The 14741-nt window shown below is 71.2% G+C and carries 17 protein-coding genes and 1 pseudogene; 13 read left to right on the forward strand and 5 right to left on the reverse strand.

Annotation, left to right across the window (positions count from 1 at the left end; all coding sequences use genetic code 11):
* The first annotated feature begins 355 nt into the window (after positions 1-355).
* The 3 genes from ACRYR7_RS18930 (at position 356) to ACRYR7_RS18940 (ending at position 2975) form a co-directional block, all read left to right on the forward strand.
* Entirely contained in the window at positions 356-985 is a 630-nt protein-coding gene (locus ACRYR7_RS18930) for a hypothetical protein (RefSeq protein ID WP_432573667.1), read from the forward strand.
* A 359-nt stretch (positions 986-1344) separates the two neighbouring features.
* A complete protein-coding gene (locus tag ACRYR7_RS18935) occupies positions 1345-1668 on the forward strand; it encodes a hypothetical protein (RefSeq protein ID WP_432573668.1) in 324 nt (107 codons plus the stop codon).
* Between the two features lie 254 nt (positions 1669-1922).
* Positions 1923-2975 (forward strand): hypothetical protein, encoded by a 1053-nt coding sequence (locus ACRYR7_RS18940; RefSeq protein ID WP_432573669.1) that lies wholly within the window; start codon positions 1923-1925, stop codon positions 2973-2975.
* A 34-nt stretch (positions 2976-3009) separates the two neighbouring features.
* Here the strand turns inward: ACRYR7_RS18940 and ACRYR7_RS18945 are convergent, their stop codons facing one another.
* Together ACRYR7_RS18945 and ACRYR7_RS18950 are read right to left on the reverse strand one after the other, a co-directional pair.
* The gene (locus tag ACRYR7_RS18945) at positions 3010-4005 is read right to left on the reverse strand and encodes a Gfo/Idh/MocA family oxidoreductase (protein WP_432573670.1); all 996 of its coding nucleotides are present in this window, start codon (positions 4003-4005) and stop codon (positions 3010-3012) included.
* 10 nt (positions 4006-4015) lie between these two features.
* On the reverse strand, positions 4016-4903 hold the full coding sequence (locus ACRYR7_RS18950) for a sugar phosphate isomerase/epimerase family protein (RefSeq protein ID WP_432573671.1): 888 nt from the start codon (positions 4901-4903) through the stop codon (positions 4016-4018).
* A 156-nt stretch (positions 4904-5059) separates the two neighbouring features.
* On the opposite strand from ACRYR7_RS18950, the gene ACRYR7_RS18955 reads away from it, so the two are divergent.
* The 8 genes from ACRYR7_RS18955 (at position 5060) to ACRYR7_RS18990 (ending at position 10792) form a co-directional block, all read left to right on the forward strand.
* A complete protein-coding gene (locus tag ACRYR7_RS18955) occupies positions 5060-6082 on the forward strand; it encodes a LacI family DNA-binding transcriptional regulator (protein ID WP_432573682.1) in 1023 nt (340 codons plus the stop codon).
* A 179-nt stretch (positions 6083-6261) separates the two neighbouring features.
* Positions 6262-7032 carry an SDR family NAD(P)-dependent oxidoreductase gene (locus ACRYR7_RS18960; protein WP_432573672.1) on the forward strand — a complete coding sequence of 257 codons (771 nt, stop codon included), beginning with the start codon at positions 6262-6264 and terminating at the stop codon, positions 7030-7032.
* A gap of 181 nt (positions 7033-7213) precedes the next feature.
* Positions 7214-8665: an NF041680 family putative transposase gene (locus ACRYR7_RS18965; protein ID WP_432573673.1), complete on the forward strand. Its 1452-nt coding sequence runs from the start codon at positions 7214-7216 to the stop codon at positions 8663-8665.
* A gap of 55 nt (positions 8666-8720) precedes the next feature.
* Positions 8721-9122, forward strand: a complete 402-nt coding sequence (locus tag ACRYR7_RS18970) for a transposase (protein WP_432573674.1) — start codon at positions 8721-8723, stop codon at positions 9120-9122.
* 56 nt (positions 9123-9178) lie between these two features.
* Positions 9179-9361, forward strand: a complete 183-nt coding sequence (locus ACRYR7_RS18975) for a hypothetical protein (protein WP_432573675.1) — start codon at positions 9179-9181, stop codon at positions 9359-9361.
* Positions 9362-9393: 32 nt separating this feature from the next.
* Positions 9394-9570 (forward strand): transposase, encoded by a 177-nt coding sequence (locus ACRYR7_RS18980; protein WP_432573683.1) that lies wholly within the window; start codon positions 9394-9396, stop codon positions 9568-9570.
* Positions 9571-9786: 216 nt separating this feature from the next.
* On the forward strand, positions 9787-9942 hold the full coding sequence (locus ACRYR7_RS18985) for a hypothetical protein (protein ID WP_432573676.1): 156 nt from the start codon (positions 9787-9789) through the stop codon (positions 9940-9942).
* Between the two features lie 259 nt (positions 9943-10201).
* On the forward strand, positions 10202-10792 hold the full coding sequence (locus ACRYR7_RS18990; RefSeq protein ID WP_432573677.1) for a hypothetical protein: 591 nt from the start codon (positions 10202-10204) through the stop codon (positions 10790-10792).
* A 55-nt stretch (positions 10793-10847) separates the two neighbouring features.
* On the opposite strand, the gene ACRYR7_RS18995 is transcribed toward ACRYR7_RS18990, so the two are convergent.
* The 3 genes from ACRYR7_RS18995 to ACRYR7_RS19005 all read right to left on the reverse strand — a co-directional run bounded on the left by ACRYR7_RS18995 (position 10848) and on the right by ACRYR7_RS19005 (position 13392).
* On the reverse strand, positions 10848-11072 hold the full coding sequence (locus ACRYR7_RS18995) for a hypothetical protein (RefSeq protein ID WP_432573678.1): 225 nt from the start codon (positions 11070-11072) through the stop codon (positions 10848-10850).
* 102 nt (positions 11073-11174) lie between these two features.
* Positions 11175-11489: a hypothetical protein gene (locus ACRYR7_RS19000; RefSeq protein ID WP_432573679.1), complete on the reverse strand. Its 315-nt coding sequence runs from the start codon at positions 11487-11489 to the stop codon at positions 11175-11177.
* 725 nt (positions 11490-12214) lie between these two features.
* A protein-coding gene (locus tag ACRYR7_RS19005; RefSeq protein WP_432573680.1) for an IS3 family transposase occupies positions 12215-13392 on the reverse strand; the annotation gives its coding sequence in 2 pieces (ribosomal slippage) (positions 12215-13105 and positions 13108-13392; 1176 coding nt in all).
* A gap of 101 nt (positions 13393-13493) precedes the next feature.
* Between ACRYR7_RS19005 and ACRYR7_RS19010 the strand changes: the two are divergent.
* Positions 13494-13793, forward strand: a pseudogene (locus ACRYR7_RS19010) (ATP-binding protein); the annotation flags it as partial.
* Positions 13794-14121: 328 nt separating this feature from the next.
* The gene (locus ACRYR7_RS19015) at positions 14122-14463 is read left to right on the forward strand and encodes an STAS domain-containing protein (RefSeq protein ID WP_432573681.1); all 342 of its coding nucleotides are present in this window, start codon (positions 14122-14124) and stop codon (positions 14461-14463) included.
* Positions 14464-14741 lie beyond the last annotated feature (278 nt).

Below are 14741 nucleotides of genomic sequence, written 5' to 3' on the forward strand. Positions count from 1 at the left end.
GGTCCGGTGACAGGTCGACGTCACCGGACCGTGCAGCAGGCCTGATGCCGGGCACAGCGCTGTGGTTCCCCACGACGGTGGTGTGCCGCGCGCACCGCTGCTTTGTTGCCAGCGCGCGTGAGCCAGTCGTCCCGTTCGCCCCCGCCGCACCGGCGCCCTGGGCTAGCGTCACCCCAGTACCGCGCGTACCGGGCACAGCAGGAGCCCCGCCGCGCTGCCGGGCCACCGTCCCCCTCCCCCTGCTCACCCACCCACCGAGCAGCAGCACCAGCAGGAGCACCCCGTGAGCCACCGCGCTCCCCGCGCAGCCGCCCTGGCCTGCGCAGCGTTGATCACCGCCTCCACCGCGAGCGCGGTGAGCACCCCCGCAGCGCAGGCGGCAGCGACCTACCACGCCGGCGTCAGCGGCACCCTGGCCACCGCCGCCCTGGGCGGGATGGGCCTGCACTACGGCTCCATCCACCTTGAAGGCTCCACCACCGCCTCCGGCAGCGGCACCCTGTACGCCTACGGCAACTTCCCCGACACCTGCGTGCCCGCCGACGACGGCGGGCGCATCTGCGGCTGGCACTACATCAGCCTGCAGGCCGAGGTCCCCACCGCGCACGGCGGCATCCGGCCCGACCTGTCCTCCGCCGGCGCCCACCTGCGCCAGGTCCCCTTCAGCGAGTCCATCTCCGGGCAGGCCTACGACCGTCAGGGCAACGCGCTCGGCTACACCTACCTCACCCGCACCCGGCTGACCGACGTGGACGTCACCTTCAGCGCCACCGCCCGCGCGCAACGCTCCGCGCAGCACTCCACCACGTGCCTGGGCGGGGAGTTCACCTGCCAGTCGGTGCAGGTCAACGCCATCGCCCCGGCCAGCGCCCACGTCCAGTTGGCCGGGCACACCCTCACCGATGCCGACTTCGACTCCCTGGCACCGCGCATCGCCAGCTGGCGCGGCATCGAGACCGGCAAGATCGGCGACCAGCCGCGCTGAGCACTGCTGCACCCACGGGACCGGGTGTGCTTTCAGGCTCGAGCGGAGTACGGCGCAGCTCCTCCCGCAAGTCGTCCTGCAAGCCACCGCGCAGATCACCGCGAACGAGCGGGCGTCGCTGCGAGCCCTGGCTGGTGGATGCACCGTCGCGGAGCTGGTGCAGGCCGCCGGCTCACCTCGCGGGCAGGTGCACCGGGCCCTGAGCGAGCTCTAGCAGCGCCTGGGACTGCTGGACTGAGCCATTCACCGGCGCGCACGACAATGAACTGCAACCCGGCACCCCGGATAGCTCACCAACGCCAACCAGTCACGATGCCGCGCTGATGCACGAGCGCTAAGGCGCGCCCTGACACTGATTCATGCGGCAGACCCAATCGCTGATCACCGAGGAGGTCTACCGCGGCACCCCCGACGCCGCCGTGGAGGTCTGGTCACCGGGCAACACCCTGGCCGAGATGAACGACAAGCGCGCCCAGTACCGCCACGCCGGCCTGCCCGTCCTGCTCGAGGCGTACCTGAGCGACGGGGCCACCGTGCACCTGGAGTGGCTCACCAACGCCGGCACCCACTGGGCCAGCACCGCCGTCGCCTCCGGCGACACCCCCCTCAGCGTCCCGGCCACCGAGACGCACCCCGCCTTCACCGTGGTGCCCAACGCCCTGCTGCGCCGCCCCGGCACCTGAGGAGCGCCAGAGCCCATTCCCACCGGCGATGCCGTGGCACGACCCAGGCTCCGGCCAGGCCATCGACGGGCAGCTTGACTGCCCCACCGCTGCACCTTGCGCCTCCGTGGCTCCTTCCCCGGCGCCTCCCCCGGCCGTTGACGTAGCCGGCGGCACCCGAGCACCACACCAGCTCGGCGCTCCACCTCGATACTGAGCCGTGGTGGACGCGGCCCGCCGAGACGCCCTCGCCACGGCCAGGCATGCTGGCCTGCGTGGCCCTGTACGAGATGACCGCCCAGAGGGACCTCGTGGACATCCCCGCCTCCACCTTCGCCGCCGAAGGGATCCGCGAGCGCGACGACCTGCAGCGGGCGCTGCGCGAGAACATCACCGTCCTGGGCGAGGACCTGCTGGTGGTCGCCGAGGAGTTCGGCGACTTCGACGTGCGCCGGCGCATCGACCTGCTCGCGGTGGACCGCACCGCCCGCCTGGTCGTCATCGAGCTCAAGCGCACCGAGGACGGCGGGCACATGGAGCTGCAGGCCCTGCGCTACGCCGCCATGATCTCGGCGATGACCTTCGAGCAGCTCGTGGCCACCTACACCCGCCACCTGAGCAGCACCGACCCCGACAGCGCCGAGGGCGCCCGCGAGCAGCTGGCCGACTGGCTGGAGGAGGTCGGCGGTGAAGACGCCGTCTTGCACCGGCAGGTGCGCATCGTCCTGGCCGCCGCCGGCTTCGATGCGCAGATCACCACCACCGTGCTCTGGCTCAACGACGTCTACGGCCTGGACATCTCCTGCGTGCGCATCGTCCCCTACGCCGTGGCCGGCAAGCTCCTGCTCGACGTGCAGCAGGTCATCCCGCTGCCCGAGGCCGAAGAGCTCACCGTGCGCCTGCGCCAGCGCGAGAGCGCCGCGCGCGCGGCCAGCGCCCAGAGCGGGCGGGACTACACGCAGTACGTCATCCACACCCCCGCCGGGCCCAGCGCCCCGCTGCGCAAGCGCCGCGCCGTCCTGGAGCTGCTCACTGCCCTGCACCGCGCCGGGGTGGCCCCCACCGACCTGGCGCGAGCGCTGCCCGGCAACGCCAAGTTCCTCTCCGTCGAGGGTGAGCTGGCCGATCAGGAACTGATCGACGCCTTCCTCAGCACCCACCCCGGCGCCCGCCGCGGGGTGCGCCGCTGGTTCTTCGAAGCTCCGCTGCACCACACCGGGCGCACCTGGGTCCTCTCCAAGATGTGGGGCATCGAGACCCCCCAGGTCCTGGACAGCCTGCTGCAGCTGGCACCCGACGACGCGTACCGCTACGAAGCAGCCCAGTAACCCCCGCCACACGTACTGCTGCGCGTGGTGGCGATCAGGGGTAGGTGATGACCTCCTGCCGACGTGACGTGAGCGCGCAGCTCGCCGCCTCCGCGATGGCCTGAGCGCGGACACCGTCGTCCACGGTGACAGGCGGTTCGACTCCGATCTCCAGCGCGGCGACGAAGGCGGACAGGGTCGCTGCGTAGGTGGGGTGCACTCGTTCGAACCAGCCCTCGTGCAACCCGTCGTCGAGGATGCCGGCGCTGCCGTAGCGGGCCACGTTCCCGTGGCGTTGGCGTCGTGACTCCACCAGACCGGTCGAACCCATGACCTCGATGCGTTCGTCGTAGCCGTATCCGGTGCGGCGGACGCTGTCGATCTGCACGAGCGCGCCGCTGGGCAGAGTCAACGTGGCCACCGAGGTGTCGACGTCGCCGAACTCGGCGATGGCCGGATCCACCAGCGCCGACCCCATGACCGAGACCGCGACGGGATCTTGACCGCTGATCCATCGGGCCAGGTCGAAGAAGTGCACTGTCTGGTCCCGCAGCTGACCGCCGGAGGATCGCAGGTAGTCCAGCGGCGGCAGGCTCGGCCCGCGGGAAGTGAGCTGGATCAGCTCGACGTCACCGATGCCGCCGGAGGTGACGACGCGACGCAGTTCGGCGTGGTCGCGGTCGTAGCGCCGGTTGAAGTCGACCATCGCCGGCACACCGGACGCCCGGACGTGGTCGGCCACGGCGACGGCCTCGGCGAGGTCGGCGGCGATGGGTTTCTCGCACAGGACGGCGAGCCCGGCGTCGGCTGCGGACCGCAGGTGCTGGGCGTGGGTGTCGGTGGAGGAGGCGACGAAGACGGCGTCGAGGCGCGAGGCGTCGAAGACCTCCGAGTCGTCCAGGACGCGTGTCCCGTACCGGGCGGCCAGCGCCCCTGCGCGGGTGGCATCGACGTCGTGGACGCCGACGAAGTCCACGTCCGGGTGGGCTGCCAGGGAGGCCGCGTGGACTGCGCCGATGAAGCCGGCGCCGATGAGGGCGAAGCGTTGCACGGTGAGTCCTTCAGCTGACGAGGATGGCGGTCAGGTCGCGCATGGTGCGGGCGACCACGGCGGGGTCGTGTTCGTTGGCTCGGTCGGAGAACATCTCGGTGACCCACCAGCCGTCGTAGCCGGTCGATTTGATGGCGTCCACCCACTGCTGCAGCGGGATCGCCCCACCACCGATGACGACGTTGCGGTGGTGGGACTGGTCAGGGACGTCGTGGGCGCGGTCGAGGTCCAGGCCGTCGGACAGGTGGACGGCCTTGATGAGCTCCTTCGGTAGGGCGCGGACCTCCTCCAGGGTGTCGCCGGTGGTCCAGAAGTGCCACGTGTCCAAGGCGATGCCGACGTTGTTGCGGCCGGCTTCCTCGATGAGGGCCAGGGCGTGGCGGCAGCGGTTCAGCCGGGCCCAGGCCAGGGGCTCGAGGTAGAGGTCCAGGCCGTACCAGCCGGCGATGTCGGCAGCGGCGCGCACGTTGGCGGCGGTGAGGCGGATGGCGTCTGCCTCGTCCAAGCCGAGGGTCGCTCGGTAGCGGCCGTCGTCGCTGGCCAGACGTCCAGCGGTGAAGTCCTTGACCACGTTCCAGTCCACCGGGCCGGTGCACAACTGCACGATGGGCGCGTCGACCGCGACGGCCACCTTGCACATGCGGTCGACCTCGGCCAGGTACTCCTCGCGCGCTGGGCCCTGACGCTCGATGTCGAGCACCGCTCCCAGGCCGGTGACCTGCAGGCCGTCGAGCAGTTCGGGCAGGGTGCGGACGTCGTAACCGGCGTCGAGGTAGCGGTAGAGCTTGGGGCTCTGCAGCTCGATGCCGGTGTACCCGGCCTCCCTGGCCAGGCGGATGTCCTGGACGACGTTGCCGAAGAACGTGGTCGTCACGTTCATCGAGATCTTGGGTGCCACGGTGCTCCTGTACGTCGGTACGTCAATTCGTCGGTGCTGCATCGGTGCTGCATCGGTGCTGCATCGCTGCCGCGTCGAGGTGCTGGTCGAGGTCTGACCGGACCACATGGACAAAGCTGGACCGGTCCATCCTAGGCTAGAGTGGTCGCTGTGTCGATGGAACGAACGCCCACGATCCGCGACGTAGCCGCCAAGGCCGGGGTGTCGAAGTCCCTGGTGTCCCTGGTCCTGCGTGGCGATCCTGGTGTCAGCCCGGCTCGACGAAGTGCGGTCACCCGTGCCATCGAAGAGCTGGGCTACCAGCCCAACCGGGTGGCTCAGGTGCTGGGGGCGCGGCGCTCCGGCACGGTCGGGGTGCTCTTGAACGACCTGCGCAACCCGTGGTTCGTGGATCTGCTGGCCGGCGTGACGGCCACCTTGGACACAGTCGGCCTGGCGCCGGTGCTGGTGGACTCCGCGACCTCCCGCCGGGTCGGCGCGTCACCGGTCGATCAGCTCCTGCGGCAACAGGTCGACGGCATCGTGGTGGTGGGGACCACCGAGGACGAGGGGGAGTTGCGCCGGGCTGCGACCGTGGTGCCGATCGTGCTGGCCGGGACGTACGAACCCGCCGACCTCGGCCCGGGCGCCCTCGACGTCGCCGTCGATATCGTCGTCAACGACGACGTCGAGGGGGCGGTCGCCGCGACGAGGCACTGCATCGACCTCGGTCACACCGCTATCACGCACCTGCAAGGCCCTGGACGGGTGGGGGAACTGCGCGTCCAGGGATACCGGGAGGCGATGTCCGCGGCCGGGTTGGAGCCCAGCGTGGTTCCTGGAGGGATGAGCGAGGAGAGCGGCTACGCCGCCGCGCGCCGTGTCCTGGCCGCAGCTCGCCGGCCGACCGCGATCGTCGCCTACAACGACCTCGCCGCCATCGGTGCCCTGTCCGCGGCGCACGACCTCGCCCTGAGCGTTCCCGAGGAGGTGTCCATCGTGGGGTACGACAACACCTACCTGGCGATGATCCGGCACCTGTCACTGACAAGTGTCGAGAACGGCACCTTGGCCATCGGCGTGCAGGCGGCCCGGTTCCTGGCCGAGCGCATCGACGGCCAGGCTCGCGCCCCACGAGTCCACCAGGTCCCGGCGTCACTGGTCGTGCGACGCACGACCAGCAGTCCCCCGACGGCGTGACCACGACGAGACGGCCGCCGTGGAGCTGGCGGCACGCTCACGTCGGTGCGAGTCAGCCCGCCGCTCACCGCTCGCCCGACAGCACGTCCCTGCACAGCGGTAGTCGACCGGGCAGCCCTTCACACCTACCCACCCCGGGCCCCACCAAGCCCCGCACTCCCACCTGAAGGAGCAGTCACATGCCTCTGGCCCTTGTCACCGGCGCTTCGGCCGGCATCGGCTTCCAGCTCGCCCGTCAGCTCGCCGACCGCGGGTACGACCTCGTGGGCGTCGGCGCGAGCGAACGCATCGCCGACCTCGGGGACCGCATCAACGGCGTCGAGGTTCTTCCTGTCCAGGCCGACCTGGCCACCGCGCAGGGCGTCGACCGGGTGTGGGCCGCCGTCGAGGCCACCGGCCGCCCGCTGGACGTCGCGTGCCTGAACGCCGGCCGCAGCCTCGGAGGAGCCTTCCTCGACACCGACCTCGATAACGAACTGGCGATGCTCGCGCTGAACGTCACAGGCCAGGTGAGACTCGCCAAGCACGTTGTCCGACATATGGCGGCCCGGCGGACTGGGCACCTCCTAATCACCACGTCGTGCTCGGCGCTGACCCCGACCCCGTACGAGTCGATCTACGGGCCTACCCGCAGCTTCATGCTGAGCTTCGCCGAGGGACTTCGCGAGGAGATGAAGGAGCACGGCGTCGTCGTCACGGCGTTGCTGCCGGGGGCGACGGCAACCGACTTCCACCAGAGCGCCGGCATGGGAGCGACCAAGTTCGGATCGAACGACTGGAAGAACGACCCGGCCCTGGTGGCCCAGCAGGGACTGGACGCCCTCTTCGCCGATGAGGACCACGTCATCGGCGGCGACGAGGCCACCCGAGAGGACACCGCGCTGAACCGTACGCTGAGCGACCCGGCCAAGGCCGCCAAGTTCGCGCAGGCGAGCCGACCCAGGACCTGATGCACCGACCGCGTACACGCCAGTACCTTCGGCGCATACCGACCGCTCACCGCGGACACGAGTCTCAGCTTGACTTTTAACCTCCGGCTTCTCGTCTGGGAGTCGGAGGTGGACAGCGAAGCGGCCTCGAGGTGATCATCTGCGTTGCCGAGGCGCTGGTGTTCAAGCTTAAGGCCGCGAGGTGAGTGTGGCGAAGGATGCTGCTGCTGTCGAGTCTCTCGCTGACTCCTCGAAGGCGTTGTCACGCTTCCGGCTGGGCTTCTACGACTGCCTGAGCAGGCGAGCCGATGCCCTGTTCGAGCTGGGCGATGCGCTGCTGTGTACCGACGGCCCGGTCCGTTCACTGGTGGAGCTGAGCCTGGCCGCCGAGCACCGCCGCGGTCACGGTGGCCTGTACGACGCAGTCAACGCCGGTGGTCTGGACGTCGAAGCGCTGCGGGATCGACTGGCGGCACCACCCCTGCCGCGCAGCAGCGGCGACCGGCTGGTGCTGGCTGTGGACGTCAGCACCTGGTTGCGGCCGGATGCGCCCACCAGCGCTGAACGAGGGTTCTGTCACGTCTACGGGCGCGGCCGAAGCGCTGATCAATTCTTCCCGGGCTGGCCGTACTCCTTCATCGCCGCCCTGGAGCCGGGCCGGACGTCGTGGACGGCACTGCTGGACATGCAGCGCCTGCGTCCTGACGACGACGTCACCGCGGTCACCGCCGCGCAGCTGCGGGCTCTGATCGATCGTCTCATCGCTGCCGGGCAGCACCGGCCCGGTGACGAGGATGTCCTCATCGTCACCGACGCCGGCTACGACGTCGCGCGCCTGGCGGTGCTACTGGCCGATCTGCCGGTTCAGCTGGTGGGCCGGCTGCGCTCGGACCGGGTGTTGCGCGGGCAGGCTCCAGTGCGGACAGCGGGGACGATGGGCCGCCCCCGGCGGCACGGCGCCGCGTTCGCCTTGCGCCGACCGACCACCTGGCCGCAGCCGGCACAACGCACGAGGGCAACCACGTCGCGCTGCGGGCTGGCTGAGGCGCTCAGCTGGGACCGGTTGCACCCGAAGCTGACGCATCGCCCCGGCTGGGCAGGGCACGAGCACACCCTGCCGATCGTCGAGAGCACGCTGATCCGGCTACAGGTGGAGCACCTGCCCGGTGATCGGGATCAGGCACTGAAACCGGTCTGGCTCTGGTCCTCCACATCCGGCCTGAGTGCCGAGCAGATCGATCAGTGCTGGCGGGTGTTCCTGCGCCGCTTCGACCTTGAGCACACCTTCCGCATGCTGAAGCAGACGCTGGGCTGGACTTCGCCGAGGACGCGCACCCCGCAGGCCGCGGACCGCTGGACCTGGCTGATCCTCGCTGCCCATACCCAGCTGCGCCCGGCCCGCCCTCTGGCCGAAGACCGGCGCCGACCCTGGGAGAGAACGTGCCGACCGGCACGACTGACCCCCGCCCGTGTCCGGCGTGACTTCCGCAGCATCCGTGCGAGGGCCGCCCAGCCGGCGGCTGCAACGAAACCGACCCTGCCTGGCCCTGGACGACCACTTGGCGCCAGGAACCGTCGTCCGGCACCGCGCTACCACGTCGGCAAGAGCACCCGCCGCACCATGGCGATCACCCAGCGAAAGTCCGTAGGTTAAAAGCCAAGCTGAGTGACTGTTTCAGATGTCGATGTTGATGGACCATGCTGTCGCCGTGGCCGTCGAACGCGAGGCGTACTCCTCTGACCTGAGCGATGAGGAGTGGGAGCTGATCGAGCCCCTGCTGCCCGAGCAGGGACGGATGGGGCGGCCTCGCCAAGACCTGCGCGAGGTGCTCAACGGCATCTTCTACGTCATCGACAACGGGGCGAAGTGGAGAGCGATGCCGCAGGACCTGCCGGCCTGGGAGACGTGCTACCAGTGGATGCGCCGCCTGCAGGGCGACGGCACCTGGGAGAAGCTGGTGGACGAGGTGCGGGTGCTGGACCGCCTGGGAAAAGGCGCACCGTCGCGGCCAGCGCGTTCGTCATCGACTCACAGTCCGCCCGCAGCAGCGAAGGCGGGCACGGGCGCTCCGACGACGCGGGCAAGAAGGTCAACGGGCGCAAGCGGATGACCGCGGTCGATGTTGAGGGCAACCTGGGGGTACCTCCCGCTCGCGGGGGAATCGCGGTGCAGATTACCGGTGACGCGATCAGCGAGGCCGCCGGCGGCGTCGCCCTGCTGAACGAGCTGGGCGAGCAGTTCCCCGACCTGCGCCAGGTCTGGTGCGACCTGGGGGTACTCCCTCTGGGGGAAGCTTCCGCCAAGGCTTCCCCGACCATGCCGCGCAGTTGGGCATCACTGCCACGGTGATCAGCAGGGCGCTAGGCAGTGTGGGCGTCCACGTGCTGCTCAGGCGGTGGGTGGTGGAGCGCTTCTTCGCATGGATCAGCCGCGCCCGCCGGCTGGCGCGTGATGTCGAGCGGCTGGCCACCACGGCGGTCAGCATGGTCGAGATCCCCTGCGTTCGGGTGATGCTGCGCCGGCTGGCCAGGACGGCGCAGCACTCACCACATACCTGAAACAGTCACTGACACCGGTGCTCCCCGTACCGGGCGGCGATCCGAACAGTGATTCGAGCAGTGACCCAGGCAGTGATTCCAGAGGCTTACCCGCCCGGCCCACCGCGTCGCAGTCCGTGCACGGGCTCCTGCTGACCTGGCGCACCACCAGAACCACCAGTGCCGCCGGCACGGTGCACGACGAGCTCACGCAGCGCCACGGCTGCCCGAGCGTCGGTGAGCACCTCCCTCTGGCCGTACGGCACCACCTGGCACGAGGCAGCGCGCACCTTGACCCTGCCCGAGGGCACCCGTGCCGGGATCGGCCCCGCGCTCAGCGGCTCGGGCGGCTCGGGCGGCTACGCCAGCGTCAGCAGCACGGTGCCCAACTGAGCGGCCGCGCCCAACTCAGCGGCCCTGAGCACCTCGTCGCCAGGCGCACGGCCACCGGCACGCACGACGCCCGTCCTGACACCCCTGAGCAGGGCAGTCCAGCGCAAGGCACCCCGCTGGATCACAGCGCGCTGCTCGGCGAGGAGGACCCACAAGCCCGCGGTGAGCCGGCACTGCAGCGGGTGTCCGACAGTGCCGCAGCGTCGAGCTGGCCGGTAACGTCCAGCACAAGCGCAACCGAAAGGACACAGACCACACCGTGACCGGCAACGTTGACGGGCGCGCCGACAAGCCCAAGGACGAGGAGGTGAGAGCCCGCGCGGCCCGCCGGCAAGCCCGGCTCGTGCGCGCCACGGCGCGCTCGGCGCACGAGCAGGCCAGCGCGGTGCGGGCCCGCTGTACCGGGCGGGTGCAGCGGGCCGAGCTGGTGCTGCAGCGCTCCAGGGCCAGCCGCCTGGGCACGCTCGAGCCGGTGCTGCACCCGCCCCACGAGCACCCGCCCCACCAGCCGCGCGCGGTCGCGGGGGAGCTGGGCACTGAGCACCCCACCGGCGACCAGCACGCCCTGGGGCAGCCAGCCCGCGCGGCGCCGGCCCCGCGCCCCCGCAGCTGTGCAGGTGCGGGCGCACCGGCAGCGGAGGCGGCCGGCGGCGCGGACACCCACCTGCGCGCCCACCTGGCCCTGGCGCGCGCGATGCGCGTGCGCCAGCGCTTGATCGAGCTGCTGCTGCGGGCGCGGGTGACCCGCGCGGTCAGCGAGTTCAGGGTCGATCAGAGCCGCCTGGAGCGGGAGGGCTCGGTGCTCCATCGGCTGAGCGCCCAGCTGCCCCAGGCCCCGCCCGGCACCTGACACCCGGTGCTTGAACGGCCTGAGCTGGCCACACCGGGTGCGGAGGTGGACGTGCTCAGTTGCTGGTGCGGATGCCGTGCAGGAAGTCCACCAGCGCATCGGGCTGGGCGTGCAGCACCTCAGCGCCCACCGCCGCGGTCGGCACGCGCACCCCGTGCCGGGTCAGGTCCCCGGCGACCCCCGGGGGCATCTCGTCGTGCTCGCTCAAGGCCAGCAGCTGGACCTGCTCGCTCCAGCTCAGCTGCGACCACCACTGCTCGATGGCGTGCGACTTCTCCACGCCGACGACCCTACTGGCCCTCTTCAGGGGGTCAAAGTTGACCGGTCAACCACACTGGCCGGGCGCCGGCCCGACCGCCGGCCGCACCGCCGGCCGCGGCACTCACCGTTGCTCCTGCTCCAGAGCCACGAGGACCTCCTGCCAGTGCAGCCAGCCGCGCTGGAAGTCGCGGTGGTGCCGGTGCAGCACGGCGATGTCCAGCAGGGCGTGGGCGAGGTTGTCCGCGGTCAGCTCGTGCTCATCGCGCACGGCTTGGCGGTAGCGATGCACGAACGACTCCCAGCCGACGCGGGCACCGACCTCCCGCTCGGTGAGACCCGGCTCCGGGCTCAGCCCCGCGCGCGGGCGCGCGGCACGGCGTTCGACGAAGTCGGCGATGGCGTCAGCGGTGGCGCGCGGCAGTGGTTGAACCGTCACCCGGTCATCGTGGGCGGTGAACTGTCATCGCGCTCGGTGACCCTCCGTAGGGGGTCACGACGCCGTGCTGCTGCTGCGCCCGGCCGCGCAGCGCCTGCCCGCACAGCACCTGAGCGCTTCGCTGCACCCGCGGGGTCAAGTTCCTAGAGGTGGGTGCGGCCGTCGCCGACCGCGCTGCGGCACCGCTCAGCGCGCCGGGTGCGCTGGTGGCGCACACCCGGCACGGCCGCGCCGCGCGCGCAGCTGGACGAGCGCGCCCTGTTCGGGATGTGCAGCGCTCCGGTGGGCACCGGTGCGCCCACCGGCGAGGTGCCGCTGGGCGCCGAGGGCGCCGAAGGCGCGGACGGTGCGCGTGAGCGGCAGCGCTTCGCGCGATCCGCCGCGCTGGTGCACCCCGCTGCCGGCGGCCCTGAGCGCCTGGCTGGTCGAGGTCGCCCGCCGCGCGGCCACCCGCCACGTCGCGGCCCCTGCCACGTCATGGACGTGAGCGCGTCGTGCGCGCGAGCGCACCACCAGTGCGCACCGACGGGCAGAGCGTCGCCGTCGGGGCGATCGCGCACGCGGACCTCCTGCCGGCCCTGACCCGTTCGAGCGAGTCGGCATCAAGACCGCTGCCCGCGGCCCCGATGCCCTCACCAGCCACCCGCACCACAGGGCGGCGCCTGCGCTGCGCACCGCCGGTGCAGGTGCAGGTGGGTCTGCTGCATGATCCGGTGACAGCTACGTCACGCGGTCAGAGCGACCGGCGTGGTCATGATGGTCTCGTACTCGATGGGGGTCAACCGGCCCAAGCCGGCCTGTCGGCGGCGCCGGTGGTAGGTCCGCTCGATCCAGGTCACGATCGCGATGCGCAGCTCGTCGCGGGTGGCCCAGGAGCGGCGGTCGAGGACGTTGTTCTGCAGCAGGGCGAAGAAGCTCTCCATGGCCGCGTTGTCGCCGGCGGCGCCGACGCGGCCCATCGACCCGACCAGCCCCTGCCGGGCGAGAGCGTGGATGTATCTCCTTGATCGGAATTGCGATCCGCGGTCGCTGTGGATGACGCAACCGGCCACGTCCGCACCTTCGACCCGGCGGCGTGCGACGGCGTTGGCCAAGGCTGCGACCGCCAGGCGGGACTTCATCCGCGAGTCGATGGAGTAGCCGACGATGCGGCGGGAATAAGCGTCCTTGACCGCGCAGAGGTAGAGCTTGCCCTCGCTCGTGCGGTGTTCGGTGATGTCGGTGAGCCACAGCTCGTTGGGCCTGGTGGCGGTGAAGTTCCGTTGGACGAGGTCGTCATGCACCGGCGGTCCGGGCCTTTTGCCGTTCTTGGCGCGCCGCTTGGCGAACGCGCTCCACCAGCCGTTGTCCCGACAGATCCGCCATGCCGTCCGCGCCGCCATGACCTGCCCGGCTTCAGCGGCTTCCTCGTACAGGTAGCGGTAGCCGAACTCCGGGTCCTCGCGGTGCGCATCGAAGAGGGCGTCGGCCCGGTACGCCTGCTCCAGCTCCGCCTCGCTGACGGGCTCGGTGAGCCAGCGGTAGTAGACCTGTCGAGCGATCTTCAGCACCCGGCACGCGACCGCGACGGGCACCCCGTCATCGGCCAGCTCGCTCACGAGCGGGCAGAGCCTTTTCCCGGCAAGTTCGCCTGGGAGAGGTAGGCCGCCGCCCGGCGCAGGACCTCGTTCTCCTGATCCAGCAGCTTGATGCGGGCACGTGCCGCGCGCAGCTCGGCGGCCTCGGCCGTGCTCAGTCCGGGCCTGGCGCCTTCATCGATGTCGGCCTGGCGCATCCACTTGGACAAGGTCATCACGTGAATGCCGAAGTCGGCGGCGACCTGTTCCAGCGTCACGCCCTCGTCGCGGCTGCGGGCCACGCGCACGACGTCGTCGCGGTACTCGCGGGGGTAGGGCTTGGTCACAGCGGCATCCTTCCAGGCTGCTTCACGAGCAAGCCAGGTCCGGTGTCACTTGATCATGCAGCAGACCCGCGCGGGTGTGCACCACCACTCCTGCAGCGCGGGTGGCCCTGCCGGTCGAACTCGCCTCCGCCCGCCGAGCCCGCCGCTTCGTCCAGCAGCACTGGTGCGCCCACCACGACAGCGCCCACCTGCCGCAGGTGCAGCTGCTCCTGAGCGAGCTGGTCACCAACGCCGTGCGCCACGGCGGGCCCCCGATCAGCGCGGTGCTGGAGTACGTCGAGGGCGCCGGGGTGGTGCTCTCGGTCAGCGACGGCTCCAGCGAGGTGCCCATCGTGCACCACCCGGACCCCCGGGTGCCCGGCGGGCGCGGGGTGCAGCTGGTGGAGCTGCTCAGCCGCGAGTGGGGCGTGCACCGCCCCCCGCACACCCACCTGCCGCACCAGGTGCACGAGGTGACCGAGGTGCACGGGGCCGGCGGCGGGTCGGGCGGCGCGGCGCGGCGGGCAGCGCACCAGCGACGGCCAAGAGCGTGTGGTGCCGCCTGGTGCGCTGCCCGCCCCGCACCCCTGACCCCACCCAAGGCGGGCGCTTCGGCGGTGGACGATCAGCGCGCGGTGCACGCGGCCGGTGGTGTTGAGTGGATAGGTGAGCAGCACACCGCCACAGCACCAGCACCAGCACCAGCACCAGCACCAACCCGAGCACTCCAGCGGGTTGCTCCACGCACCCTTGGCGCCCAGCACCGTGCTCGTCGAGGACCCCATCGGCGGTGGGCGCGTCGACATCGACGACGAGCGGGCGCTGACCACTGTGCACCTGCACGGGGAGATCGACGCGGCCAGCACCCCGCTGCTGCACGACCTGCTGCACCAGTGCGCCTACGCCGGCCACCCGGTCACCATCGAGCTCGGCGCACTGACCTTCATGGACTCCGCCGGCCTGAACTTCCTGGCACGCCTGGTCACGACCAGCGCACCGGCCCGCGTCACCCTGGCCCACCCCGGCCCGCAGGTCACCTTCCTGCTCCAGCGCACCGGGCTGGAGCAGCTCTTCGACATCACCACCGCCTGACAGCTGCACCAGTAGCGCTCGGAGAACCAGCACCGCAACGCTTACCGGCAGGGCTGCACCGCCCACGTCCACCGGTTCAACACCGGCGCGCGCACCGCTCACGCCGGCGCGGGTGGACAACCGGCGCTCTGTACACGACCACGGACCGGTGCCACGGACCGGTGCCACGGACCGGTGCCACGGACCGGTGCCACGGACCGGTGCCACGGACCGGTGCCACGGACCGGTGCCACGGACCGGTGCCACGGACCGGTGCCACGGACCGGTGCCACGGACCG

It is taken from the genome of Kineococcus gurbantunggutensis, assembly GCF_050871925.1.
Lineage (GTDB): Bacteria > Actinomycetota > Actinomycetes > Actinomycetales > Kineococcaceae > Kineococcus.

Bases quoted from the DNA above. Each gene is read 5' to 3' on its own strand.
- ACRYR7_RS18935 (WP_432573668.1), top strand. From the start codon at position 1,345: ATGCGGCAGACCCAATCGCTGATCACCGAGGAGGTCTACCGCGGCACC.
- ACRYR7_RS18955 (WP_432573682.1), top strand. From the start codon at position 5,060: ATGGAACGAACGCCCACGATCCGCGACGTAGCCGCCAAGGCCGGGGTG.
- ACRYR7_RS18960 (WP_432573672.1), top strand. From the start codon at position 6,262: ATGCCTCTGGCCCTTGTCACCGGCGCTTCGGCCGGCATCGGCTTCCAG.